The following is a 21398-nucleotide window of genomic DNA, read 5'->3' on the forward strand; positions in this document are numbered from 1 at the left end:
CTATCAGCGCTCTCCGGGCGTCCCCTGACGGTGAAGCTGGATCAGTTCCTCAAATGGCAGGGCCTCGTCGGCACCGGCGGCGAGGCCAAGCAGCGCATCCAGCGCGGCGATGTGACCGTGAACGGCACGATCGAGACCCGGCGCGGTCGCCAGCTGGCCCCTGGTGACGCCGTGGCCATCGACGGCCATGAGGTGCTCATGCTCTCCCCCCGTCTGGGCCGTGGGGGCGATGGCGGCATCACGCCTTAACCTGCCTCGAATGTCGCTGCCGGGAGACCACGTGCGCAAGGCCGTCATCGCAGGCAACTGGAAGATGCACATGACCTGCGCCCAGACGCGGGCGTTTGCGTCCATCTTCCGGCCCCTGATCGCCGATCTGCCCGACGACCGTGAGGTGGTGCTGGCCCCGCCGTTCACGGCCATCCCCACCCTTTGCCGGCACCTGGCCGGCGCCGGCGTCGCCATCGCCGGCCAGAACGTCCACTGGGAGGAGAGCGGCGCCTACACCGGCATGATCTCCGCCCCGATGCTCCTGGAGCACGGGGTCACCCACGCGATCGTGGGCCACAGCGAGCCGCGCAAGTATTTCAGTGAAACCGACGAGCAGATCAACCTGCGGGCCCGCACCGCCCAGAAGACGGGGCTGATTCCGATCCTGTGCGTGGGCGAGAGCGACGACCAGCGCGAAGCCCGTGAAACCGAGCGGGTGATCCACCGCCAGGTGGAGCAGGGGCTGGAGGGTGTCGACCCCCTGCGCCTGATCGTGGCCTACGAGCCCATCTGGGCGATCGGCACCGGCAAGACCTGCGCCGCCGACGAGGCCAACCGCATCTGCGGCCTGATCCGCGGCTGGGTGGGCCACCCGGAGGTGGTGGTGCAGTACGGCGGTTCGGTCAACCCCGCCACCATCGACATGCTGATGGCCCAGAGCGACATCGACGGCGTGCTGGTGGGTGGCGCCTCCCTCGATCCGGTCAGCTTCGCCCGCATCGCCAACTACCAGGTGCCGGTGCCGGCCTGACCGCCGCTCCCAACCCCGTGGCTGTCGCCCCGTCTGTCGCCCTACCACCCGGTTTCCGCTGGGGGGATCGGACCCTCGTGATGGGGGTCCTCAACCTCACGCCCGATTCCTTCAGTGACGGCGGCCGATTCGAGGCCCCCGAAGCGGCGCTGCGGCGGGCCCGGCTGCTGCATCGCCAAGGAGCCGACCTACTCGACCTGGGGGGGCAGAGCACCAGGCCCGGGGCGCCCGAGGTCGGTGCCCAGGTGGAGATCGCCCGGGTGCTGCCCGGCCTGGTGCGGATCCTGGCGGCCCTGCCCCCCCCGGCGGCCGGAGGGCCCCTGCTCTCGATCGACACCTTCCTCGCCCCGGTGGCCGAAGCGGCCCTGGCGGCCGGCGCCCACTGGATCAACGACGTCAGTGCCGGCCGCCGTGATCCCGCCCTGCTGACGGTGGTGGCGGCCGCGGACTGCCCCTGTGTGCTGATGCACAGCCGCGGCGACAGCCGCACCATGGACGCCCTGGCCCGCTATGGCGACGTGGTGGCCGAGGTGCGTGATGAGCTGCTGCGCGCCACCGACCGGGCCCTGGCGGCGGGGGTGCGTCCGGAGCGGATCCTCTGGGATCCGGGGCTGGGTTTCGCCAAGACCACCGCCCATAACCTCGCCCTGCTGCGGGGGCTGTCCCTGCTGCGGGCGGAGGGTTTTCCCCTGCTGGTGGGGCCCTCCCGCAAGCGGTTCGTCGGCGAGGTGCTGGCTGAGCCCCGCCCCCGGGCCCGCCTCTGGGGCACCGCGGCCGTCTGCGGCCAGGCCATCGCCGCCGGTGCCGATGTGCTGCGGGTGCACGATGTCGGGCCGATCGTGCAGACGGCCCGCATGGCCGATGCCCTCTGCCGCCCCTGATCCCGTCCGGCCGATCAGTCCGGCAGTTCCTCCTGCCGTCCCGTCAGCAGGGTCTGCACCATCAGCCGCAGGGTCGTCCGGTTGCCGCCGGCGGCCCGCCAGCTTTCCAGCCACTGGAGCAGCGGCGAGGTCGTCTCGGCGCCATCGCTCTGGCCGATGCCCAGCCGTTCCAGGAAGGCGCTGGCATCGTCGAGGCAGGAGCCCCCCTTGCCGAAGCCATCCAGCAACGGATCGAGGGCGGCCAGCAGGGTCTCCAGTTCGGCGGTGCTCAGCTCCGGCAGAGGCTCGATCATCGAAGCAGGCTGGGGCGGCGTTGCCGCTCATCGTCCCCAGCATGACGCCTGGACGGCGTTTTCCCGCCGGCCCGCGGCGGCCCGCGGCGGCCGCTCGCCGCCAACGCCCCTAGGCTGGTTCCAGCACAGCGCCGCAGCTGCTCCCACCGTGCTGAAACTCTGCCTGCAGCTGCTCGTCTGCGTCACCATCGCCCTGCGTTGCATGGTGATCTTTGGCCATCTGCGCAAGCTCTGGATGGCGGACGGACTGGCCGGCGAATTCCGGCGTGAGCTGCGCCGGCGCGGCCTGCTGATGACCCCTCCGGCCCTTTCCAGCGACGCGCGCGCCCTGCCCCATCGCGCCGATCCGTGAGGCCGATCAGCGCCGCCTGGAGGGGGCGCCTGCCAGGTGATGCACGGCGTGGATCACGACGCCCCAGAGGTCCGCGCCACCGCCATTGCTGCTGCCACTGGCATCGCCGCCGCTCCCTTCGTCGCTGACGAGCACCAGGGGCGGACTGGTGCCGTCGCTGGCCACCAGCCACAGGCCGTTGCCGCGGCGGGCCAGGCGCCGCAGCAGGAAGGCGCCGGCATGCACCGCCACCACCACCATGCCGGGCCGGGGATCGACGCTGCGGTCGATCACCAGCAGGTCACCGTCGACGATGCCGTCCCCTCGCATGGCATCGCCGCTGACGCGCATGAAGAAGGTGGACAGCGGACGGGGGATCAGTTCCACGTTGAGATCGATGCGGCCCTCCACGTAGTCGTCCGCGGGGCTGGGGAAGCCGGCGCTGACGGCTTCGGTGGCCAAAAGACAGAGGAGCGCCGCGGCTCCCTGCCGTGGGGGCAGCGGCACCTGGGGAGGGAGGGAACGCATCAGCCCACGACAGTACGAATGTTCTACTCCAGTCGGCCCCTGCCGCGGGATCATCGGCGGCGACCCCCTGCCGTCAGGCCATGGCTTCCAGCCCGGAGGCGTTGATCGCCCGCTTCGCCCTGCAGCCCCACCCGGAGGGGGGCTGGTACCGGGAGCTGCACCGCGCCGGACTCACGGTGATCGTCTTCCTGCTGACGGAGGGGCAGCGGCTGCCGCCGCAGGGAGGCACGGCCGAACGGCTGATCCTCGGTCCCTTCACCGCTGCAGACGCCGCCGGTGAGGCCACCGATGCTCCGGAGCCGGGCCCGCTGCAGGTCGTACCGGCGCTCTGGTGGCAGGCGGCCCGCAGCCGGGGGCGATGGAGCCTGGTGCACTGCTGCGTGGGGCCGGGTTTTTCGTTCGAGGATTTTCGTCTGATGGCCGATCTCCCGCCGGCCGAGTGGCCGGCTGGCGCCGATCCGGCACTGCTCTAGCCCGTTCCGCCACCATGGGGCCGTGGTGGATCGGGAGAGGGATGGGCTGTCCGAAGTGCGGCAGTTGGGCCGTGCGCGCCGACCGCAGCCTGGCGGGTCGCATGGTCTGCGCCCGCTGTGGCGAGCCGCTGGGGATCGGCAGGGCCCGTCGGATCGCCAGCGGCACGCGCCGCCGGGGGCAGGGGCGTGGCAACGCCCTGGCCCTGCCCCGTCGCTGGGGCCTGTGGCTGATGCTGGGGTCCCTGCTCACGGTGTCGGCGTTGCTGGCCAGCGTTCCGGAGCGCCCGAGCCGGCCGCTGGAGCGCCGCGGCGCCGACCTGACGCAGGGCCCGCAGCGGCTGCGGCCCGGTGATCCTGGCGGCTTCGGGCTTGTCGCTATCCGCTGACAGAAGCGATCCCACCCTGATCCCATCGGCGATCATGGGATGTAACGATTCTTGAAATAGCCATGGCCAGGACCAACCCGTTCGCGAACCTGGCCGACCTCAGCATGCGCCAGTTGCGCGAGCTGGCCAGGACCCTCGGGATCCGGCGCTACAGCGCCCAGGACAGGGACGGTCTGGCCGAGGCCATTGCTGATCACTCGGGCGAGGCCGGTGCTGTGCTTCCGGAAGCTTCAGCGCCGGCGGGACAAACGGTCGCGGCCCTGGAGGCGGACATGCTCCCGGCCCCCCGACCCGCTGCCGAGACCCGCGTCGTCTTCCTGCCCCGCGATCCCCAGTGGGCCTATGTCTTCTGGGACATCTCCGAGGACGACCGCTCCGATGCTCTCCATGCCGGCGCCTCCCAGCTCTGCCTGCGCGTCGCCGACGTGACCGGCCTGGCCGGTGGTTCGGCCCACCCCCACACCCTCCAGGAGGTGGTGGTCGACAGCCATGCCACCGAGTGGTACCTGCCCGTCCCCCTCTCCGACCGCGACTACCGGGTCGAGCTCGGCTACCGCAAGGGCGCTGGCGGCGGCTGGATCTCCCTGGCCTATTCCTCGGTCGCCCGGGTGCCGTCGCTGCATCCTTCCGAGCAGATCCTCGATCAGTTCGTTCCCTTCTCCCTCGACGCCTTCCCCTCCTCCGGCAGCACCAGCCTGCCCGCCCCCGCCGAAGCCGTCGATTCCGGCCTGCATGAGCGGCTCTACCAAAGCGCCACCAGCCAGTGGCGCCGCCTGGGCCGCGGCTCCGAGGCCTTCCACGAGATCGATTCCGCCGCCGGTCTGGAGGGCGGCGGTGAGTTCTCCGCCTCCGGTGCCGGCCCCTGGGCCTCGGGCCGCAGCGCCTCCGGCATGGGGGGGGTGGGTTCCCGTCAGCGCTCCTTCTGGCTGGTGGCCGATGCCGAGCTGATTGTCTATGGCGCCACCGACCCGGCTGCCCGCCTCAGCATCGGCGGCGAGGAGGTGCCCCTCTCGGCCGATGGCACCTTCCGGGTGCAGGTGCCCTTCCGGGATGGCCAGCAGCTCTATCCGATCGAGGCCGTGGCGGCCGATGGCGAGCAGAAGCGCAGCATCACCATGGAGTTCCGCCGCTCCACGCCGGAAGCCAACGTCAACAGCCGCGAAGCTGCGGTCGCCGAGTGGTTCTAGGGCTCAGGCCGGGGTTCCGGCCGTCCCTGCCAAGCGTTCCGCCACGGCGGCGATGAGGTCCTGGGGCGTGATCGGCGCCCCAACCTCCAGGCAACGGTCCCGTTCCTGCCCATCCGGTGGCTCCACGGCCCTGAGCTGGGTTTCCAGCACGGCCCCGTCCGCATCGGAGGGGTCGCCGCCAAGGGCCTGGCGTTCCACGAGGTGTCGCCTGGCCTGCTCCGGTGAACTGAGGCAGGCCAGGATCAGGTAAGGGACACCGCGCTTGCGGGCCAGGGCCTCCATCCGCTGCCGCTGGTCGCGATGCAGGAAGGTGGCATCCACCACCACCGAGAACCCCGCCGCAAGAATCCGATCCGCCTGCTCCGGCAGATGCTGGTCGTAGAGCATGGTGCTCACCTCCGGGCGGTAGGGGTCTCCCTGTAGCGGTGGGGCCAGCCCCTGGCCCCAGCGGCCGAAGAGGCGCTTGCGCTCCACGTCGGAACGCAGCTGGATCCAGCCCTGCCGCCGGCAGAGCTGGCGGGCCCGGTGGCTCTTGCCGCTGCCGGAGACTCCATGGGTGATCACCAGGGCGGGGGTTGGGCTGGCGGTGGCACGGCTGGCGCCAAGCAGATAGCGCTCCAGGTCCTGCTGCAGCAGATTCGAGGCTTCGGCGTCGAGGCTCTGCTGGCCCAGGCGCAGGGCGCAGACCTTGGCCCGCACCAGCGATCGGTACACCAGGTACCAGCGCCAGGTGAGCAGGCCGGCGTATTCACCGCAGTGACCCAGCCAGCGGTTGAGCAGCACCGCCCCGAGGTCCGGCCGGTGGCGGTGCTCCAGATCCATCGCCAGGAAGGCCAGGTCGCTGATCACGTCGATCCAGCGCAACTGGGGACTGAATTCCAGGCAGTCGAAGACCCTGAGGCGTTCCCCTTCCAGCAGCATGTTGCCCAGGTGCAGATCTCCGTGGCACTCGCGGATGCGGCCCTGGCTTCGGCGTCCCGTGAAGATCGGCCGCAGCCGCTCGAATTGGTCGTCGGTCCAGTGCCGCAGGGCAAGCACATCCCGCTTGGGGACCAGGCCGCACGCGTCCAGCACCTCCAGGTTGGCCACGGCCGGCGCCTTCACCATCTCCGGTGCCCCATAGGGGTCGTCGGGGCCGGCCACCGCGGCCGCGGCATGGAACGCCGCCAGGTCATCCGCCAACCCTTCGAGCTGGGCGTCGGTGAGGCCATGGCGTTCGAGCACGGCACCCAGCAGGGCGCTCTGGGGAAACTGGCGCATGCGCACGGCCAGCTCGAGCGACGGCCCCGAGCCGTGAAACGTGGCTCGCTCGGGGGGGCCATGGATGGGGCTGAGCCCCAGGTAGAGGTCCGGAGCCAGGCGCCGGTTGAGCCGGAGTTCCTCCCGGCAGAACCAGCGGCGCCGCTCCGGCGTCGAGAAATCGACGAAGCCCAGATTCACCGGCTTCTTGATCTTGTAGGCGAGGGTTCCGGTGAGCAGGATCCAGGAAATGTGGGTTTCCAGGCAGTCGACCCGTTCCACCGGATGGTCATAGGCGGCGGGATCCAGCAGGGCGGCGATCATTGGGTCCACGGCCGCTCCGGTGCGGTTTGCGGTTCAATCCAATCATCTGGACGTCGTTAATGGCTTCCGCCGGGGTCCACACGAGGACAGGGACGAGCAGCCATGCCGCCAGGGGCGAGGTGGGCCGCACGATCAGGGCCAGGATCAGGGTCAACGTCCAGCTCAGCAGCCAGAAGGGAAGACCGGCGGCCAGGTTGCGCAGGCGGCAGGCCAGCCATTGCTGGCTGCGCAACAGGACCAGCAGAGCCATGTAGGTGGCCACCCAGCGCCAATCGCCGTTGGCACGCCAGAAGGCGAGCGTCGAGAAATAGAAGCTGACGGTGATCACGAACCACGCGGCCGGGACCCATGGGTCGATGCCCATGCTGCCGGGCCGTTTGAGGGCGCGGTACCAAGTGAAATCCCGCTCAGAGGGGTTGATGACCAGCGTTACCAACAGAAGCGGGATCAGGATCAGGAGCCAGGGAGGCACGGGCATCTGCAGACCTGCGCATTATTGGTCGCTGCCGGGGGCCCGTCCACGGATGGGATGTCGGTTCGTCGCGCCGGCGGACCAGAGCGCCCGACGTCCCTACGGTTGAAGGGTCCCACGAGCTTGATGGAGGCCCCATGCATACCCACGACCTCGAGAACCACGACAACCTCTACGCCGACGAAGGCACGATGGTGATCGGCGAAACCAGAGCAGACGCCCAGGGCCATGCCTACTGGGCCGTGGGCGCCATCGCCTTGATGGTGCTGGGACTGGGTGTGGCCCTTGTCGTCTCCTGATCCCTCAGGACGCGCTCCTGGAGGCCGATGAGGGGGACGGGTTCCCAGAGCCGGATCCAGTCCCCGCTTTCCCTGTGCCGGCGCCAGGCGGAGAGGCGCAGCGGATGGGAGGCTCCCCAGCGGCAGATCAGCAGGTAACGATGCCCCCAGCTCGGGGGCCAGGCCATGGCGGCCCCCCTGGCCCAGGGCCAGTGGTCAGGATCCAGGGGCTCGAGATCGCGATGGCGGCGCAGCAGGGTGGGTAGCAGGAGGCCGGCGGGGATCGACGGCTCCCAGGGGTCGTCATCCGCTGCCCCGGGCTCCGCCAGGCAGAGGTGCAGGCGCCGGGCCAGGGCGGGCGGATCGCCCCGGCTGGGGAGAATCAGGTGCAATCCTCCCCAGCCGGGAAAGCCCAGACAGGAGAGAAGGGCGCCGGAAGCTGGTCCGGAAGTGGTGCCGGGAGCCATGCGGAGACGGGACGTTGCCATCCCTTCGGTGCCACCGCCCGTCACGAAGCGGCCGCTGGGGCGGCCGCACTGGCAGGATCGGCGGGAAGGACATCACTCCCTTGCCGCCATGTTCGAGAACCGCGAGCGGCCCGCCTGGGTCAACTGGCTGATCCTGGCGATCTTCCTGTTGTCGTCGTGGCAGCTGGCCGGGTTCTGGTTTCAGCAGCTGCACCACTGAGTCTGCGGCCGCGTCAGGAGGGTCGTCGGGGCCTGGCGGTGAGTCCCCGCACCAGCCGGACGCCGCCGCCCACCAGCAGCAACAGGGCCATCAGCGCCAGCAGGGCCACCACGATCACGCTGCCCAGCTGCAGGATGCCCATGCTGAGTCGGCCCAGCCCGCCGATCAGGTTGGCGATGGCATTGCTGACCAGGAGCAGGGCGTCGAGCCGCTCCGGCAACTGCATCAGCCCGACAAGGATCAGCGCTCCAGCCACGATCAGCATCAGGCCTGCCAGCACCTGGCGCCATCGGGAGGATGGACGGCGGCGGCGGCGGCGCAACTCCAGCCCCTTTGCCGGCGTCGGTCCCCTCGGTGTCGGCAGGTGCAGCGGGTAGGGGGTGTGGGGCATGGCTGGGGGGGTCAGGGCTCCAGCGGATAGCCGGCGCCCCGCATCCACCGCTCGAATTCCATCAGCACCAACTCGTTGGGGCAATCGATCAGGGACAGGTCGTTGACCGTGCAGTCACCCTGCCCGCCATGGTGGAGTGTGAGATGGAACTGGGTACCGCTCAGGCCGCAGACCTCCGGATCGCTGCGCACCACCACATCCAGGGCCGCTCCGAGCCGTGCGACCCGGCGGCGCAGTTCCGACCAGGTCATGCCCATCGCATGGCAGTGGAAAAGAGAGGATGTCGTTCCAGTGTGACCAGAGCGGGGCCGAAGTCAACAGGGCACGGGCCGGTGGCTCAGGGGCGGGGGGCTTCCGGAGCGGCCTGGGGGGCTGGGGCCTGGGGCGTTGGCGGCACGGCGGGTGGGGGCAGCAGCAGCACCAGGGCCGCTGAGACGGCCAGGGCAGCTGCCCCGCCCAGGGGGGCCGTCAGCCGGCGATGCAGGGGGATCCGCTCCAGCAGTTCCCTGGGGCCGAGGGGCTCCGGCTCCGGCAGATCCAGGGGGAGCTGGATGCGGGGATCGAGGCGCAACAGATCCAGAACCCGCACCAGATCCGCCAGTTCCGCATCATCGAGATGCATCTCCAGCGGGGGGGTGTCGGGTTGGCTGCTGCGCAACAGAAGCCGGTGGCCACCCTCGGGGTGGGGGCCGATGTCGACGGGTTCACCAGCGATGCTGAAGTCGCGGCGCACGCCGCTGATCAGGTGGCGGGCGTAGGGCAGCACCACCTGCATCAGCGCCTGCAGGTGTTCACGCCGCCCCTCCAGCAGGGGGCGGCCCACCCACTGCAGGCTCCAGCCGGTGATGATGCCGAGGGCAGCACCGCTCTGGCCGATGGAGACGTCGGGGAGCCCTTCCACCTGCAGGCGGCAGCTGAGCTGATCGAAGACGAGGCTCTGCTTCATCACGGAACTCTGAACCATGGGGGTCTCAGGGGGGGGCTCAGGCCACCGCGTCCATCAGGCTGGCCTTGATGCGCTCGAAGCCGCCGTGGCCGGCACAGAGGCTGAGGCCCTGAACCAGCTGCAGCCGCTGGGCGGCCCCATCGGTGGGATCGAGCAATTTCTGCACGCCGCTGCGGCGGGGATTCATGCGTTCCTGCACCAGTTCCAGCAGACGCCCCTGGAACAGCGCCCAGCGTTCGCTTGCCACCGCCTCCGGCTCGCTGCTGGAGAGCAGGGAGCGCAGCATCGGATACAGGCGATCGGCCATGACGCAGAGGATGCGGATCAGGGCATCGGTTTCGTCGACGGGAACCTCGCCGCGCCGGCAGGTGCGCCGCAGTGGGTTGTGGCAGCGCCGCTTCCACAGCTCCACCCGGTTGGGGAAGAGCCCGCCATAGCCCAGCTGCTCGCTCATCCAGACCATCGCCTCGCCGCCGTTGAGGTCGAGCGCCTCCATGCAGAGCAGCATCAGATCAAGCCGCTCCAGTCCCCTGCGGGGCAGGGGGCTGGAGGGGCGGTCCGGGTTTGCCGCTTCCGAAGTGTCCTTGGCCATAACTGCGATGATGCCAGCGGCGCCGTCCATCCGTCACGTCGCCGGTACCGGTCCCTTCACCAGCACGATGCCCAGCAGCCCTTCATCGATCGATCTGCGCACCTGGGTCAGGGACATTCCCGACTTTCCGAAGCCGGGAATTCTCTTCCGTGACCTCACCCCCCTGATGCGGGATCCCGAGGGCTGGGGCGAGGCCATCCGCCTGCTGGGCCTGCTCTGCGAGCGGGTGCAGCCTGACCTGATCGTGGGCATCGAATCCCGCGGCTTCATCGTCGGCACCGCTCTGGCCACCGTCGTCGGCGTCGGCTTCGTGCCGGTGCGCAAGCCCGGCAAGCTGCCCGGCGAGGTGATCGGGGTCGACTACAGCCTCGAGTACGGCACCGACCGGCTGGAGATGCACAGCGATGCCCTTGGCGAGGGCTCGCGGGTGCTGATCGTCGATGATCTGCTGGCCACCGGCGGCACCGCCGCGGCCTGCACCGAGCTGGTGCTGAAGGCCGGTGGGGAGCTGTGCGGCTTTGGCTTTCTGGCTGAACTGGCGGCCCTGGAGGGTCGCAACCGGCTGCCGCAGGAGCATCCGATCGAGTCGCTGATCATCTACAGCTGAGCCTCAGCCCTGCTGGTCCTGCCAGGTCAGGACGGTGTCGAACTGTTCGAGGCTGATCAGGCCGAACCGCCAGAGCACCGCCGGCAGCGGCGCCTGCTCCAGCTGGGATTGCTTGATGCCCAGCTGCAGGGCGTTCTCACTCAGGCCGAGCTGATGGCGCAGGAAGCGCACCATGGCCGGAGAGGGCAGGGGCTGGGGAGTGCTGCTGATCACCATCGCCCCATGCTGGGAGTGCCTGGCGCAGGCGGCAAGGCCCCTGGGTCATGGCCCGCAGGGCCAGGCCCCGGCTCCAGCCGAACCGCGACAGGACCCCGAAGGCCAGGCTGCGCAGGGGCAGCAGCAGGGGCTGACGGTTGGAGAAGAGCCGCACCAGAAGGTCGGTGGCCAGCAGGGTGAGCAACAGATCGGGCCAGCGGCGGCGCCCATAGGCCGCAGCCAGGCGACGCGGGGAGAGCGTTCCCCGGGCGGCCTGTTCGGCGAGCTGGTGCAGCACCGCCACATCCCGCCAGCAGAGATTCAACCCCTGACCGCCCACCGGATGGCAGCGGTGGGCGCTTTCGCCCACCAGCACCGTGCGGCCGCGATGCAGGCGGCGGGCCAGCTGCAGGGCCACCGGAAAACGGCGAGGCGCCGCCAGCAGGGACTCGGGCTGGAGATCGTCCGGCAGGGCCCCCGCCAGCCGATCGAGGAAGGCAGGGCCGCCCAGGGCTTCGAGCTGCTGGCAGCGGGCCGTGGGCGCACTCCAGACCAGCTGGAAGCGGCGCTCGCCGAGGGGAAGCACCGCAAAGGGCCCTTCAGGCCGCAGCAGCTCCCAGGCTTCGTCGTCGGCGCCGCCACCCATCTGCACCTGCACGGTGAGGCAGGCCTGGGCGTAGGTGTGGCACCACTGACCGATCCCCAGGGCCCGCCTGGTGGGGGAGTCGGGTCCGTCGGCGGCCACGAGCAGGTCGGGTTCGCTGGCGGCGATCGGCGTCGCCGTCCCCAGCGCCAGCTCAATGGCGGGGTGCTGGCCCAGGCGCCGCAGCAGCAGCGCCATCAGGGGCCGGTGCGAGCCGATCCAGCCCACCGCGCCGGCGTGCCCCAGGTCGGTGGGATCGAAGCTGACGCGGCGAGCCGTCGCACCGTCCTGGAGCCGCAGGCGGCGGAAGGGAACTAGCTGGTGCTGCAGCTCGCCCCAGAGGCCAAGCCGCTCCAGCAGGTCACGGCTGGAATGGGTGAAGGCATAGGCCCGCTCCCGGCCCTGCAGCGCCTCGGGGGAGAGGGGATCGTGGAGGCTCACGTGCCAGCCGGCCTGCGCCAGGGCCAGGGCCGTCAGGGCGCCGGTGGGGCCGGCTCCGTTGATCCGGGCGAGGAGCGAAGGGCGCATGGCCACAAAAAAGCCGCAACAGAAAGTCTGCTGCGGTGAAGGGGGCCGCCGTGATCGGCGGCCTGAAGGGGGTGCCGGATTCAGCCGATGCCGAGCAGACCGCGGGTGAAGGCCTCGCCGCCCAGGGCGAATTCGGTGGCGAGCAGGGCGATGAAGCCGAGCATGGCCATGCGGCCGTTGAGCTTCTCGGCGCGCTCGTGGAAGCCCCAGCCGCTCTCGGCGCTCACCACTTCCATGCGGGGCTCGGTGGCGAAGGCGTTGAGGCGGCCGCCGTCTTCGGTGGTGACGGTGGCGCCGCGGATGGCGGAACGATCGAGGGCGGTGGGGGTGGCGGTCATGGGAGAACTCCTTGAGAAGTGTTACGCGAATTGTAACGCAATGTTTCGGTTCCGTCCAGCTTCCCTCACCCCAGGCGCCTGAGGCAGAGCTCCTCGAAGGCCGGCCGCAGCAGGTAGGGGTATTCCCCCACCCACTGCTTCAACTGGGGCAGCCAGCCATCGGAGAGGGCGCCGATGCGGGAGAAGTCCTTGCGCTCGCTCAGCACCAGGCAGCGGATCACCATTCCCGGTCGGATCAGCTCGTGCTTCTTCTCCAGGGGGAAGCGGATCTGGCCCAGGTAGCCCTCCTCGTCCTCCAGCTCCAGGCACAGCCAGGTGCGCCGGTTCTCCACCAGCTCAAGCCGCCCCTGGCGGTTGGCCTGTTCCCGCCGGTTCTCCACCACCTCCCGCCGGAACAGGTCGGCCACCACCCCCTCGAAGATCGCGGCCGCCGGGTAACGCCGCAGCAGGGCGTTGCGGCGGCCCGCCTCCAGGATCGGCCCCCACAGCACATACAGAAGGAACACGAAGCCCACCACCAGGAACACCGGGCCGGCCTGGCTGCGGAACAGGAGCACCTGGCTGATCAGCAGCGCGATCACCCCGCCGATCACCGAAATCAGCACCCGCTGCAGCAGTTTGCGCGGGTCGCCGCTGCTGGCGCTGAACTGGGAGCCCGTGGCCACCGCCGGGATCAGGCGTACCAGTTCGCCGGGTTTGAGGGGGATCAGCATCGACTCTTGGGGGGGCAGCTCACAGGAGCCTCTCCAGTCCATAGACAAGGCCGCCCAGGCTGCGCACCTTGCGGACCGTGAGCAACACCCCGGGCATGTAGGCACTGCGGTCGATCGTGTCGTGGCGCAGGGTGTAGGTCTCGCCTGGGGAGCCGAACATCACCTCCTGGTGGGCCACCAGCCCGGGCAGCCGCACCGAATGCAGCCGCAGGCCGCTGTCCCGCTGTCCGCCCCGGCAGCCGGCCAGGCTCTCGTGCTCCTCCACCTGGGGGGGATTGAACGGTTTGCCGAGTTCCTCCATCAGTTCGGCGGTCTTGAGGCAGGTGCCGCTGGGGGCATCGGCCTTGCGGTTGTGGTGCAGCTCGGTGAGCTCGGCGTAGTCGTAGAAGCGGGCCGCCGCCGCCGCCGCCTGCTGCAGCAGCACCATGCCCACGCAGAAGTTCGGCACCACGGCGCCCCCCATCGAGGCCTTGTCGGCAAAGCGGGCCAGGTCCGCCAGCTGGTCGGGACGCAGGCCGGTGGTGCCGATCACCGGATGGACGCCATAGGCGAAGGCGCCGCGGCAGTGCTCGAAGACGACGCTGGGATGGGTGAAGTCGACCAGCACCGCACCGCCGCCCGGCCCGGCCTGGCGCACTGCCTGGCTCGCCTGGCAGAGGGTGCCTTCGAAATCGGCGCTCAACGCCACCTCCAGCTCCCCGAGACCCAGGGCCAGCCCCACATCCTCCCCTTCATGGCCCGGGGTGGTGTCGATGGCTCCCACCAGGGCGCAGTCGGGGGCCGCCACCACGGCCTTGATCACCTCGGCCCCCATGCGGCCCAGGGCCCCGGCCACCACCACCGGGATCGGCGCCGGCTCTGCTGGGGACGGGGAGGTCGCGGTCATGGGCGCTCAGCACTCCAGGCGAGCCTATGTGGCCCGGCCCGCCGCCAGGGCGTGGGCCTGTAACGCTGCGCTGCAACCGATCGCGTCCCCGGCGCGGCCTCCGTAGGCTGCTTCACATTGCTCAACGCTTCCGCCGCATGTTCACGCAGGTCCGTTCCGCCAGCCGCCGGGTCAGCCCTGCCCCCACCGATGGCGCCAACGACCGGGTGGTGATGAAGGCCGTGTATGTGGTGCTCGAGCCCCAGTACCAGAACGCCCTCACCACTGCCGCCACCGGCCTCAACGACCAGAACGGTCCCCTGGCGGTGGAGCTGAGCGGCTACCTGATCGAGGAGCTGCGCGACCCGGCCAACTACGCCGACTTCTGCGCCGACGTGGCGGCGGCCGATGTCTTCATCGCCTCGCTGATCTTCATCGAGGATCTGGCCCAGAAGGTGGTGGAGGCCGTGGCCCCCCACCGCGACCGGCTCAAGGCGGTGGTGGTGTTCCCGTCGATGCCGGAGGTGATGCGCCTCAACAAGCTGGGCACCTTCTCGATGGCCCAGCTGGGCCAGAGCAAGAGCGCCATCGCCCAGTTCATGCGCAAGCGCAAGGAAGCCAATGGGGCCGGCTTCCAGGACGCCATGCTCAAGCTGCTGAACACCCTGCCGACGGTGCTCAAGTACCTGCCGGTGGAGAAGGCCCAGGACGCCCGTTCCTTCATGCTCAGCTTCCAGTACTGGCTGGGGGGAACGCCGGACAACCTGCGTAACTTCCTGCTGATGCTGGCCGACCGCTACGTCTTCGGCAAAGCGGAGCTGGGACGGCCCCAGCTGACGGTGGCCGACCCGGTGGTGTTCCCGGACCTGGGCATCTGGCACCCGATGGCCCCGGGCATGTTCGAGGACCTCAAGGAATACCTCAACTGGAGCGCCAGCCGCGCCGATCTCAGCGAGAAGGCCCGCCGGGGCCCGGTGATCGGCCTGGTGCTGCAGCGCAGCCACATCGTCACCGGCGATGACGCCCACTACGTAGCCATCATTCAGGAGCTGGAGTACCGGGGCGCCACGGTGATCCCCGTGTTCTGCGGCGGTCTGGATTTCTCCAGGCCCGTCTCCTCTTTCTTCTACGACCCCCTCAACCCTGAGCAGCCCCTGGTGGACGGGGTGGTGAGCCTCACCGGCTTCGCCCTGGTGGGCGGCCCGGCCCGCCAGGATCACCCCAAGGCCATCGAGACCCTCAAGCGGCTCAACCGCCCCTACATGGTGGCCCTGCCCCTGGTCTTCCAGACCACCCAGGAGTGGGAAGAGAGCGATCTGGGGCTGCACCCGGTGCAGGTGGCCCTGCAGATCGCCATCCCCGAGCTCGACGGCGCCATCGAACCGATCGTGCTTTCGGGGCGCGACGACGCCACCGGCAAGGCCCACACCCTGCAGGACCGGGTGGATGCCATCGCCGAGCGGGCCATCCGCTGGGCGTCGCTGCGAATCAAGCCCCGCTCCGAAAAGAAACTGGCCATCACGGTGTTCAGCTTCCCCCCCGACAAGGGCAACGTGGGCACCGCGGCCTACCTCGATGTGTTCGGCTCCATCCATCGGGTGCTGGAGGAGATGAAGGCCAAGGGCTATGACGTGCAGGACCTGCCGCGCGATTCCAAGGCCCTGATGGAGGCGGTGATCAACGATCCCGAGGCGCTGCAGGGCGCTCCGGAGCTGTCGATCGCCCACCGCATGAGCGTGGAGGAATACGAGCGGCTCACCCCCTATTCCGAGCGCCTGGAAGAGAACTGGGGCAAGCCCCCGGGCAGCCTCAACTCCGACGGCACCAACCTGCTCATCTACGGCCGCCACTTCGGCAACGTGTTCGTGGGGGTGCAGCCCACCTTCGGCTACGAGGGCGATCCGATGCGCCTGCTCTATTCCCGCAGCGCCAGCCCCCACCACGGCTTCGCCGCCTACTACACCTATCTGGAGAAGGTGTGGGGCGCCGATGCGGTGCTTCACTTCGGCACCCATGGCTCCCTGGAGTTCATGCCCGGCAAGCAGATGGGCATGAGCGAAACCTGCTACCCCGATTCCCTCATCGGCGCCCTGCCCAACCTCTACTACTACGCCGCCAACAACCCATCGGAGGCCACCATCGCCAAGCGGCGCGGTTACGCCTCCACGATCAGCTACCTCACCCCTCCGGCCGAGAACGCCGGCCTCTATAAGGGGCTCAAGGAGCTGGGTGAGCTGGTGGGGTCCTACCAGCAGCTGCGCGAGAGCTCCCGGGGTGTGCAGATCGTCAACGCGATCATCGAAACCGCCCGCCAGTGCAACCTCGACAAGGACGTGGTCCTGCCCGAGGGTGAGGCCGACGCGGCGGCCCTCGACCTCGACGGCCGGGATGGGGTGGTGGGAGCCGTGTACCGCCAGCTGATGGAGATCGAGAGCCGGCTGCTCCCCTGCGGGCTGCACACCATCGGCAAGCCGCCCACCGCCGAGGAGGCGGTCGCCACCCTGGTGAGCATTGCCGCCCTGGAGCGGGAGGAGGAGGGACTGCGTTCGCTGCCGGGGCTGCTGGCCGAGAGCCGGGGGCGCACGATCGCGGAGGTGTACCGGGGCAACGATGAAGGCGTGCTGGCGGATGTGGAGCTCAACCGGGTGATCACCGAGGCCTGCCGTTCGGCGGTGGGGGCCATGGTGCGCCAGGTCACCGGCAGCGATGGCCGGGTCAGCCTGCAGCGCCGCTTCGTCTGGTTCTTCGATCTGCTGGAGCGCTTCGGCTACCGCCTGCCCTCCCCCTGGCTGAGCGCCTGCCGCCAGGCGGGCTTTGCCGATGTGGACGTCACCGAGCTGGATCGCCAGTTCGCCTATTTGCGCTTCTGCCTGGAGCAGATCTGCGCCGATATGGAGATGGAGAGCCTGCTGCGGGCCCTCGATGGCGAGTATGTGCTGCCGGGGCCTGGTGGCGATCCGATCCGCAATCCCGGCGTGCTGCCCAGCGGCAAGAACATCCACGCCCTCGATCCCCAATCGATTCCCACCCGGGCGGCGATCGCCGCCGCCAAGGTGGTGGTGGACCGGCTGATCGAGCGCCAGAAGGCGGAGCAGGGCAGCTGGCCGGAAACGATCGCCTGCGTGCTCTGGGGCACCGACAACATCAAGACCTACGGCGAATCGCTGGCCCAGATCCTCTGGTTCATCGGCGTGCGGCCGGTGGCCGATTCCCTCGGCCGGGTGAACAAGCTGGAGCTGATCTCGCTCGAAGAGCTGGGCCGGCCTCGCATCGATGTGGTGGTGAACTGCTCGGGCGTGTTCCGCGACCTGTTCATCAACCAGATGGGCCTGATCGACCAGGGGGTGAAGATGGCCGCCGAGGCCGAGGAGCCCCTGGAGATGAACTTTGTGCGCAAGCACAGCCAGGAGCAGGCCGCCGAGCAGGGCATCTCGCTGCGGGACGCCGCCACCCGCGTGTTTTCGAACGCCAGCGGTAGCTACTCCTCCAATGTGAACCTGGCGGTGGAGAACAGCACCTGGGAGGAGGAGGGCGAACTGCAGGAGATGTATCTCTCCCGCAAAACCTTTGCTTTTAATGCCGACAACCCCGGCGAGATGAATCAAAACCGTGAAGTGTTTGAAGCGGCGATGAAAACTGCTGATGTTACCTTCCAAAACCTCGATTCCGCCGAGATCTCGCTCACCGATGTGAGCCACTACTTCGACTCCGACCCCACCAAGCTGATCGCGGGATTGCGGGCCGACGGCAAGGCCCCCACCAGCTACATCGCCGACACTACCACGGCCAACGCCCAGGTGCGGAGCTTGAGCGAAACGATCCGGCTCGATTCCCGCACCAAGCTGCTCAACCCCAAGTGGTACGAGGGCATGCTCAACTCGGGCTACGAAGGGGTGCGCGAGGTGGCCAAACGGCTCAACTTCACCCTGGGTTGGAGCGCCACCAGCGGTGCCGTGGATAATTTCGTGTATGAAGAGGCCAACGACACCTTCATCAACGATGCCGAGATGCGTCAGCGGCTGCTGGAGCTCAACCCCCACAGCTTCCGCCGCATTGTGGGCACCCTGCTGGAGGTGAACGGCCGCGGCTACTGGCAAACCTCAGCTGAGAACATCGCCCAGTTGCAGGAGATCTATCAGGAGATTGAGGATCGGATTGAGGGGGTGAGCAGCTGATCAGCAGCGGTTGGTTGATCAATCAACCCGCTGGCGTGGGCCATTAGTACAGGCGGTAGAGCCTTGAAGCAAGCAGCTGGCCGCAGGCACTGAGGAGAACCATGGCATCGCCAGCAGCAGCGCAGCTCCAGGTAAATAGAAGGATTAATGTACAAAAAACCTCCCTTGCGGGAGGCTTTGAGCATACGGTCTAAGAAATCACGCTGCAGAACGGATGCGAGAACGAAGCTTACGTGACAGACCAAAAGCCGTGGCTGCGCCCAGCAAGGGAAGTGGGCCTGGTACTCCTGGTACTGGGTTTGCACTAGCAGTCCATGAACCAACAACAGCGTTGAGAGAAGCACTCAATGTTGTAGGATTAAAGGTAAAAGATTGTGTAAAGGTCTGCGAAGTTAGCTGTGGCTGGAATGACCCTGTTGTTGCACTTGCGAAACTTCCCGTTCTTGTAAAAGTAGCTGGGCTGGTAAGACCAGGAGCAGAAAGTGTAACGGTAGCGGCATTGGTACCACTAAAACTGTTGACACCACCTCCGGTAAAGGCTTCATCGAAAGTATAATTAAAAAGCGGAGTGGGAATTAAGGTGACTGTATAGTTAATAGAAGCATTTAGTGATATTTGGTTCGCACGAGACGGATTGAATAGGAGGTTGACTTCACCACCACGATTCGAAAACCCGGCAATCTGGAGACTATCACTTAAGCCAGGAGTAAATCCTGTGAACGTAAAACCTGAAAACTGAACACCATTTTCGGTAACGTTGCAAGCTGACAAATTACTAAAGAAGCAGGTTGCAGCATGGGCAGAACCAGATAAACATGCTGGTGTCAGCAACAATGGCAAGAAAAATTTAAAATTGGCGCGCATGTGAAAAGTTCTTTTGTTTGGATCTACAGGTCACACACACGAGGCGTCAATGCGACCTAAGTGTTGATTTGATGACACACCCAAGGCTCTGTTTGGCGGTTGGCTCATGCCCCGACCATTTGCATCAACCCCCAACCATAGCGATCCATCGCCGCGAGCTGGGGCTCTTGGCTGTGGCCCGTTGGCTGGAGGTCAGAGCGCCGCAGCGGTTTTGCTGGCGGAGGGTGAGGGCGGAGGCGGTGATCCCACCCATGGCGCAGATCTCGGCAGCGGTGCGGCCGCTGAAGCTGGAGGGGCTCAGCCGGCGTAGCGACTCAGCCAGGTATTGAGGTCGTCAGGCCCCTGGAAGTCGAGCAGGGCAACCGAGAGGGTCTCAAGCGCACTGAGCGGGAGCGCTTGGATGCTGGCCCGTTGGCTGGGGGTCAGAGCGCCGCAGCGGTGCTCAAGCAGGCGGATGGTGATGGCAGCGGCTTCGGTCTGGCGGCCTTTTTCCTGGCCCTCCTGAAGGCCTGCCTGCCGGCCCTTTTGAAGACCGGCTTGCCGGCCCTCTTGAAGGCCGGCTTGCCGGCCCTTTTGCTCGCCTTGCTGGTGGCCCAGCCCAAAAATCTCGCGGTAGGCCACGCTGCTGGTGAAGTCGTAGGCGGTGAGGCCACCCATGGCGCAGATCTCAGGAATGGTGCGGCCGTTGAAGCGTGAGGGGCTCAACCGGCGTGGCGGCTGAGCCAAGCGTTTAGGTCGTCAGTCCCCTGGAAGTCGAGCAGGGCAACCGAGAGGGTCTCAAGCGCAGTGAGCGAGAGCGCTTGGATGCGGGCCTGTTGGCTGGGGGTCAAGGCGCCGCAGCGGTGCTCAAGCAGGCGGAGGGTGAGGGCGATGGCTTCGACTTGGCGGCCTTGTTCCTGGCCCTCTTGAAGGCCGGCTTGCCGGCCCTTTTGCTCACCTTGCTGGTGGCCCAGCCCAAAGATCTCGCGGTAGGCCACGCTGCTGGTGAAGTCGTCGACGGTGATTCCACCCATGGCGCAGATCTCAGGAACAGTGCGGCCGCTGAAGCGTGTCAATAGGATAGCGGCGATTACATCATCGAGCTCGACTTCAAGACTTGTGCCCGCGACCTTCGAGCGGATCTGTTCCGAACAGGCGGGCAGCTGCTGCAACCGTGGCAGGTCAACTCCCTCAAACGCCAGGTGAAGGCACCGAAGGGCTACTTCCGCGATAGCGGTTTGCTGTATCAACTGCTGCAGATTCCCAGCCAGGACGCCCTGCTGCAGCACCCCCGTCTGGGGGCCGCCTGGGAGGGATTCGTGATCAAGCAACTGCTGGTGATCACCCCCGCTGAGCGCAGCTACCGACTCCATGAACGGGCACAGGTGCTGCAGCAGCGGGGTTGAGGAGCCGGGCTCATCCGGAGCCCGTGAGCCGCTGATCCAGGCGAAAGGGAACCTGATCGAGCAACGCCACCGTGGTGATGGCGGGATGGAGTGGGTTGAGCATCAGGTTGCGGGCCTGCGGCACCACCACCGAGGGCAGCACCAGAGCCAGCTGACCAGCTTCGCGGAGCCAGCGGCCACCGAAGGCTGCGCTGGAGCGGCTGTGGGGAATGGCATCCCAGCCCGGCGGGAGATCGCTGGGATCGGGGCCGCCATGCCTTGATCACACCGGAGTACCCTGCTCCATCGCCTGCAGGAGCCGCCGCACCTGGGCGGCCCCGATCGCCGTGCGGCAGTGCTGCAACGGAGACACCTGATGCAGCAACGGATGGGGCACCTTGAGCCAGGTTTCGGTGGTGAGGGGATCCTCGAACACGCCGTGCGCGAGGCCGATTGCCTCCAGCAGGCGATCCAGGCGCTCCGAAACCGCGGGTTCCAGGGGGCCTTCCTGGCGCACACGCCGCGCCAGCGTTGCCTCCGACATCGCCAGCAGCGATTCGAGCTCGGCAAGCCGCAGATGCAGGTGTTCCCGCAGGGCGACCAACCAGCGGCTGCTCCATCCCTGCTCAATGGCCTCGAGGCGCTGCTGCTCGCTCAGCGCAGCCTGATCAACGGCGCACTGCCAGAAGGCCCCGGCACGGTCGGCGGGATCCAAGCCAACAGGGGAAGCGATCACCACATCAGGGCATGCCGGGAAAGCATGAGTGATCATCTGAAGCCACTTTAGCTACAGAGGATGGCAGCCCTCTCAAAGCCCAGGCCAGCGCCCCGCCACAAGAAACTGCTCCCTTGTGAACTGGGCCGTGAGGCCGCCAGCAAAGCAGATGCCGATCACACCATCGGCGCTGATCTCCAGGGACCAATCCAGGAGATCGAAGGGCGTGCTGCTGAAGGCATAGGGAGTGAGGACCCCGACGACGGGAGCTGTCTCCGGTGAGCGGGCCGAAGGGGCGACCGGGATCCGCACCAGGGGAGCCTCCATCAGGGTGCACGTGAGGGGGCAAAAGACATCATATT

The 21398-nt window shown here is 67.9% G+C and carries 31 protein-coding genes and 1 pseudogene; 12 read left to right on the plus strand and 20 right to left on the minus strand.

What is annotated here, in order from left to right:
- Positions 1-30: 30 nt before the first annotated feature.
- The 3 genes from KBZ12_RS06445 to folP all read left to right on the plus strand — a co-directional run bounded on the left by KBZ12_RS06445 (position 31) and on the right by folP (position 1902).
- On the plus strand, positions 31-249 hold the full coding sequence (locus KBZ12_RS06445; protein WP_254945851.1) for an RNA-binding S4 domain-containing protein: 219 nt from the start codon (positions 31-33) through the stop codon (positions 247-249).
- A 10-nt stretch (positions 250-259) separates the two neighbouring features.
- On the plus strand, positions 260-1021 hold the full coding sequence (gene tpiA, locus KBZ12_RS06450) for a triose-phosphate isomerase (protein WP_254957085.1): 762 nt from the start codon (positions 260-262) through the stop codon (positions 1019-1021).
- An 80-nt stretch (positions 1022-1101) separates the two neighbouring features.
- Positions 1102-1902, plus strand: coding sequence for a dihydropteroate synthase (gene folP / locus KBZ12_RS06455; RefSeq protein ID WP_261359865.1), 801 nt, complete (start codon positions 1102-1104; stop codon positions 1900-1902).
- Between the two features lie 14 nt (positions 1903-1916).
- Here the strand turns inward: folP and KBZ12_RS06460 are convergent, their stop codons facing one another.
- Positions 1917-2195, minus strand: a complete 279-nt coding sequence (locus KBZ12_RS06460; RefSeq protein WP_254957087.1) for a hypothetical protein — start codon at positions 2193-2195, stop codon at positions 1917-1919.
- Between the two features lie 148 nt (positions 2196-2343).
- Here KBZ12_RS06460 and KBZ12_RS06465 point away from each other — a divergent pair, with 148 nt between their 5' ends.
- On the plus strand, positions 2344-2547 hold the full coding sequence (locus KBZ12_RS06465) for a hypothetical protein (protein WP_254957088.1): 204 nt from the start codon (positions 2344-2346) through the stop codon (positions 2545-2547).
- A gap of 6 nt (positions 2548-2553) precedes the next feature.
- On the opposite strand, the gene KBZ12_RS06470 is transcribed toward KBZ12_RS06465, so the two are convergent.
- Positions 2554-3054: a LexA family transcriptional regulator gene (locus tag KBZ12_RS06470; protein ID WP_254957089.1), complete on the minus strand. Its 501-nt coding sequence runs from the start codon at positions 3052-3054 to the stop codon at positions 2554-2556.
- 80 nt (positions 3055-3134) lie between these two features.
- On the opposite strand from KBZ12_RS06470, the gene KBZ12_RS06475 reads away from it, so the two are divergent.
- From KBZ12_RS06475 to KBZ12_RS06485, 3 genes are all read left to right on the plus strand, one after another.
- A complete protein-coding gene (locus KBZ12_RS06475; RefSeq protein ID WP_254957090.1) occupies positions 3135-3527 on the plus strand; it encodes a cupin domain-containing protein in 393 nt (130 codons plus the stop codon).
- A 71-nt stretch (positions 3528-3598) separates the two neighbouring features.
- Positions 3599-3913 (plus strand): hypothetical protein, encoded by a 315-nt coding sequence (locus tag KBZ12_RS06480; RefSeq protein WP_254957091.1) that lies wholly within the window; start codon positions 3599-3601, stop codon positions 3911-3913.
- Positions 3914-3975: 62 nt separating this feature from the next.
- Positions 3976-5100: a DUF4912 domain-containing protein gene (locus tag KBZ12_RS06485; RefSeq protein WP_254957092.1), complete on the plus strand. Its 1125-nt coding sequence runs from the start codon at positions 3976-3978 to the stop codon at positions 5098-5100.
- 3 nt (positions 5101-5103) lie between these two features.
- On the opposite strand, the gene KBZ12_RS06490 is transcribed toward KBZ12_RS06485, so the two are convergent.
- Together KBZ12_RS06490 and KBZ12_RS06495 are read right to left on the minus strand one after the other, a co-directional pair.
- Positions 5104-6663: a bifunctional aminoglycoside phosphotransferase/ATP-binding protein gene (locus KBZ12_RS06490; protein ID WP_254957171.1), complete on the minus strand. Its 1560-nt coding sequence runs from the start codon at positions 6661-6663 to the stop codon at positions 5104-5106.
- Positions 6629-7135: a tryptophan-rich sensory protein gene (locus KBZ12_RS06495; protein ID WP_254957093.1), complete on the minus strand. Its 507-nt coding sequence runs from the start codon at positions 7133-7135 to the stop codon at positions 6629-6631. Before KBZ12_RS06495 ends, KBZ12_RS06490 begins: the two co-directional genes overlap by 35 nt.
- Positions 7136-7272: 137 nt before the next feature.
- Between KBZ12_RS06495 and KBZ12_RS06500 the strand changes: the two genes are divergently transcribed.
- Positions 7273-7434: a hypothetical protein gene (locus KBZ12_RS06500; RefSeq protein ID WP_254957094.1), complete on the plus strand. Its 162-nt coding sequence runs from the start codon at positions 7273-7275 to the stop codon at positions 7432-7434.
- Here the strand turns inward: KBZ12_RS06500 and KBZ12_RS06505 are convergent.
- Complete coding sequence (locus tag KBZ12_RS06505; protein WP_254957095.1) at positions 7368-7880, minus strand: hypothetical protein; 513 nt, start codon at positions 7878-7880, stop codon at positions 7368-7370. The two genes, KBZ12_RS06500 and KBZ12_RS06505, sit on opposite strands and share 67 nt — an antisense overlap.
- Positions 7881-7908: 28 nt before the next feature.
- Here KBZ12_RS06505 and KBZ12_RS06510 point away from each other — a divergent pair, with 28 nt between their 5' ends.
- Complete coding sequence (locus KBZ12_RS06510; protein WP_254957177.1) at positions 7909-8100, plus strand: hypothetical protein; 192 nt, start codon at positions 7909-7911, stop codon at positions 8098-8100.
- 13 nt (positions 8101-8113) lie between these two features.
- On the opposite strand, the gene KBZ12_RS06515 is transcribed toward KBZ12_RS06510, so the two are convergent.
- The 4 genes from KBZ12_RS06515 to KBZ12_RS06530 form a co-directional block, all read right to left on the minus strand.
- On the minus strand, positions 8114-8491 hold the full coding sequence (locus KBZ12_RS06515; protein ID WP_254957096.1) for a hypothetical protein: 378 nt from the start codon (positions 8489-8491) through the stop codon (positions 8114-8116).
- Positions 8492-8502: 11 nt separating this feature from the next.
- The gene (locus KBZ12_RS06520; protein ID WP_254957097.1) at positions 8503-8748 is read right to left on the minus strand and encodes a hypothetical protein; all 246 of its coding nucleotides are present in this window, start codon (positions 8746-8748) and stop codon (positions 8503-8505) included.
- An 80-nt stretch (positions 8749-8828) separates the two neighbouring features.
- The gene (locus tag KBZ12_RS06525; protein WP_254957098.1) at positions 8829-9455 is read right to left on the minus strand and encodes a DUF4335 domain-containing protein; all 627 of its coding nucleotides are present in this window, start codon (positions 9453-9455) and stop codon (positions 8829-8831) included.
- 19 nt (positions 9456-9474) lie between these two features.
- Complete coding sequence (locus KBZ12_RS06530; protein ID WP_254957099.1) at positions 9475-10029, minus strand: DUF3038 domain-containing protein; 555 nt, start codon at positions 10027-10029, stop codon at positions 9475-9477.
- Positions 10030-10096: 67 nt separating this feature from the next.
- Here KBZ12_RS06530 and KBZ12_RS06535 point away from each other — a divergent pair, with 67 nt between their 5' ends.
- Positions 10097-10636, plus strand: a complete 540-nt coding sequence (locus KBZ12_RS06535; protein WP_254957100.1) for an adenine phosphoribosyltransferase — start codon at positions 10097-10099, stop codon at positions 10634-10636.
- Positions 10637-10639: 3 nt separating this feature from the next.
- Here the strand turns inward: KBZ12_RS06535 and KBZ12_RS06540 are convergent, their stop codons facing one another.
- From KBZ12_RS06540 to dapB, 5 genes are all read right to left on the minus strand, one after another.
- Positions 10640-10810 carry a DUF2949 domain-containing protein gene (locus KBZ12_RS06540; protein WP_396100754.1) on the minus strand — a complete coding sequence of 57 codons (171 nt, stop codon included), beginning with the start codon at positions 10808-10810 and terminating at the stop codon, positions 10640-10642.
- The gene (locus KBZ12_RS06545; RefSeq protein ID WP_254957102.1) at positions 10773-12002 is read right to left on the minus strand and encodes an FAD-dependent monooxygenase; all 1230 of its coding nucleotides are present in this window, start codon (positions 12000-12002) and stop codon (positions 10773-10775) included. Before KBZ12_RS06545 ends, KBZ12_RS06540 begins: the two co-directional genes overlap by 38 nt.
- A gap of 80 nt (positions 12003-12082) precedes the next feature.
- Complete coding sequence (locus KBZ12_RS06550; RefSeq protein WP_254957103.1) at positions 12083-12340, minus strand: high light inducible protein; 258 nt, start codon at positions 12338-12340, stop codon at positions 12083-12085.
- Between the two features lie 65 nt (positions 12341-12405).
- Positions 12406-13053, minus strand: a complete 648-nt coding sequence (locus KBZ12_RS06555; protein ID WP_254957104.1) for a hypothetical protein — start codon at positions 13051-13053, stop codon at positions 12406-12408.
- Positions 13054-13072: 19 nt separating this feature from the next.
- Complete coding sequence (gene dapB / locus KBZ12_RS06560; RefSeq protein WP_254957105.1) at positions 13073-13939, minus strand: 4-hydroxy-tetrahydrodipicolinate reductase; 867 nt, start codon at positions 13937-13939, stop codon at positions 13073-13075.
- A 137-nt stretch (positions 13940-14076) separates the two neighbouring features.
- Between dapB and KBZ12_RS06565 the strand changes: the two genes are divergently transcribed.
- On the plus strand, positions 14077-18093 hold the full coding sequence (locus KBZ12_RS06565; protein ID WP_254957106.1) for a magnesium chelatase subunit H: 4017 nt from the start codon (positions 14077-14079) through the stop codon (positions 18091-18093).
- Positions 18094-18291: 198 nt separating this feature from the next.
- Here the strand turns inward: KBZ12_RS06565 and KBZ12_RS06570 are convergent, their stop codons facing one another.
- From KBZ12_RS06570 to KBZ12_RS06585, 3 genes are all read right to left on the minus strand, one after another.
- Complete coding sequence (locus tag KBZ12_RS06570; RefSeq protein ID WP_254957107.1) at positions 18292-18957, minus strand: hypothetical protein; 666 nt, start codon at positions 18955-18957, stop codon at positions 18292-18294.
- Positions 18958-19254: 297 nt separating this feature from the next.
- Positions 19255-19662, minus strand: coding sequence for a DUF4351 domain-containing protein (locus KBZ12_RS18400; RefSeq protein ID WP_261359853.1), 408 nt, complete (start codon positions 19660-19662; stop codon positions 19255-19257).
- A complete protein-coding gene (locus KBZ12_RS06585) occupies positions 19659-20108 on the minus strand; it encodes a DUF4351 domain-containing protein (protein WP_254957108.1) in 450 nt (149 codons plus the stop codon). Before KBZ12_RS06585 ends, KBZ12_RS18400 begins: the two co-directional genes overlap by 4 nt.
- A 30-nt stretch (positions 20109-20138) precedes the next feature.
- On the opposite strand from KBZ12_RS06585, the gene KBZ12_RS06590 reads away from it, so the two are divergent.
- A complete protein-coding gene (locus KBZ12_RS06590; RefSeq protein WP_254957109.1) occupies positions 20139-20342 on the plus strand; it encodes a DUF4143 domain-containing protein in 204 nt (67 codons plus the stop codon).
- A 10-nt stretch (positions 20343-20352) separates the two neighbouring features.
- Here KBZ12_RS06590 and KBZ12_RS06595 read toward each other — a convergent pair.
- From KBZ12_RS06595 to KBZ12_RS06605, 3 genes and pseudogenes are all read right to left on the minus strand, one after another.
- Positions 20353-20565 (minus strand): annotated as a pseudogene (locus KBZ12_RS06595) (RES family NAD+ phosphorylase); the annotation flags it as partial.
- Positions 20566-20604: 39 nt separating this feature from the next.
- Complete coding sequence (locus KBZ12_RS06600; protein ID WP_254957110.1) at positions 20605-21036, minus strand: antitoxin Xre-like helix-turn-helix domain-containing protein; 432 nt, start codon at positions 21034-21036, stop codon at positions 20605-20607.
- 93 nt (positions 21037-21129) lie between these two features.
- Complete coding sequence (locus KBZ12_RS06605; RefSeq protein WP_254957111.1) at positions 21130-21363, minus strand: hypothetical protein; 234 nt, start codon at positions 21361-21363, stop codon at positions 21130-21132.
- Positions 21364-21398: the final 35 nt, after the last annotated feature.

Origin of the sequence: Cyanobium sp. Cruz CV13-4-11, assembly GCF_024346055.1 — a bacterium.
GTDB lineage: Bacteria > Cyanobacteriota > Cyanobacteriia > PCC-6307 > Cyanobiaceae > Cyanobium.

Coding starts and splice junctions, on each gene's coding strand:
- tpiA (WP_254957085.1), top strand. CDS start 260: ATGTCGCTGCCGGGAGACCACGTGCGCAAGGCCGTCATCGCAGGCAAC.
- folP (WP_261359865.1), top strand. CDS start 1,102: ATGGGGGTCCTCAACCTCACGCCCGATTCCTTCAGTGACGGCGGCCGA.
- KBZ12_RS06460 (WP_254957087.1), bottom strand. CDS start 2,195: ATGATCGAGCCTCTGCCGGAGCTGAGCACCGCCGAACTGGAGACCCTG.
- KBZ12_RS06470 (WP_254957089.1), bottom strand. CDS start 3,054: ATGCGTTCCCTCCCTCCCCAGGTGCCGCTGCCCCCACGGCAGGGAGCC.
- KBZ12_RS06475 (WP_254957090.1), top strand. CDS start 3,135: ATGGCTTCCAGCCCGGAGGCGTTGATCGCCCGCTTCGCCCTGCAGCCC.
- KBZ12_RS06485 (WP_254957092.1), top strand. CDS start 3,976: ATGGCCAGGACCAACCCGTTCGCGAACCTGGCCGACCTCAGCATGCGC.
- KBZ12_RS06490 (WP_254957171.1), bottom strand. CDS start 6,663: ATGATCGCCGCCCTGCTGGATCCCGCCGCCTATGACCATCCGGTGGAA.
- KBZ12_RS06500 (WP_254957094.1), top strand. CDS start 7,273: ATGCATACCCACGACCTCGAGAACCACGACAACCTCTACGCCGACGAA.
- KBZ12_RS06505 (WP_254957095.1), bottom strand. CDS start 7,880: ATGGCTCCCGGCACCACTTCCGGACCAGCTTCCGGCGCCCTTCTCTCC.
- KBZ12_RS06515 (WP_254957096.1), bottom strand. CDS start 8,491: ATGCCCCACACCCCCTACCCGCTGCACCTGCCGACACCGAGGGGACCG.
- KBZ12_RS06520 (WP_254957097.1), bottom strand. CDS start 8,748: ATGGGCATGACCTGGTCGGAACTGCGCCGCCGGGTCGCACGGCTCGGA.
- KBZ12_RS06525 (WP_254957098.1), bottom strand. CDS start 9,455: ATGGTTCAGAGTTCCGTGATGAAGCAGAGCCTCGTCTTCGATCAGCTC.
- KBZ12_RS06530 (WP_254957099.1), bottom strand. CDS start 10,029: ATGGCCAAGGACACTTCGGAAGCGGCAAACCCGGACCGCCCCTCCAGC.
- KBZ12_RS06535 (WP_254957100.1), top strand. CDS start 10,097: ATGCCCAGCAGCCCTTCATCGATCGATCTGCGCACCTGGGTCAGGGAC.
- KBZ12_RS06540 (WP_396100754.1), bottom strand. CDS start 10,810: ATGGTGCGCTTCCTGCGCCATCAGCTCGGCCTGAGTGAGAACGCCCTG.
- KBZ12_RS06545 (WP_254957102.1), bottom strand. CDS start 12,002: ATGCGCCCTTCGCTCCTCGCCCGGATCAACGGAGCCGGCCCCACCGGC.
- KBZ12_RS06550 (WP_254957103.1), bottom strand. CDS start 12,340: ATGACCGCCACCCCCACCGCCCTCGATCGTTCCGCCATCCGCGGCGCC.
- KBZ12_RS06555 (WP_254957104.1), bottom strand. CDS start 13,053: ATGCTGATCCCCCTCAAACCCGGCGAACTGGTACGCCTGATCCCGGCG.
- dapB (WP_254957105.1), bottom strand. CDS start 13,939: ATGACCGCGACCTCCCCGTCCCCAGCAGAGCCGGCGCCGATCCCGGTG.
- KBZ12_RS06565 (WP_254957106.1), top strand. CDS start 14,077: ATGTTCACGCAGGTCCGTTCCGCCAGCCGCCGGGTCAGCCCTGCCCCC.
- KBZ12_RS06570 (WP_254957107.1), bottom strand. CDS start 18,957: ATGCGCGCCAATTTTAAATTTTTCTTGCCATTGTTGCTGACACCAGCA.
- KBZ12_RS06605 (WP_254957111.1), bottom strand. CDS start 21,363: ATGGAGGCTCCCCTGGTGCGGATCCCGGTCGCCCCTTCGGCCCGCTCA.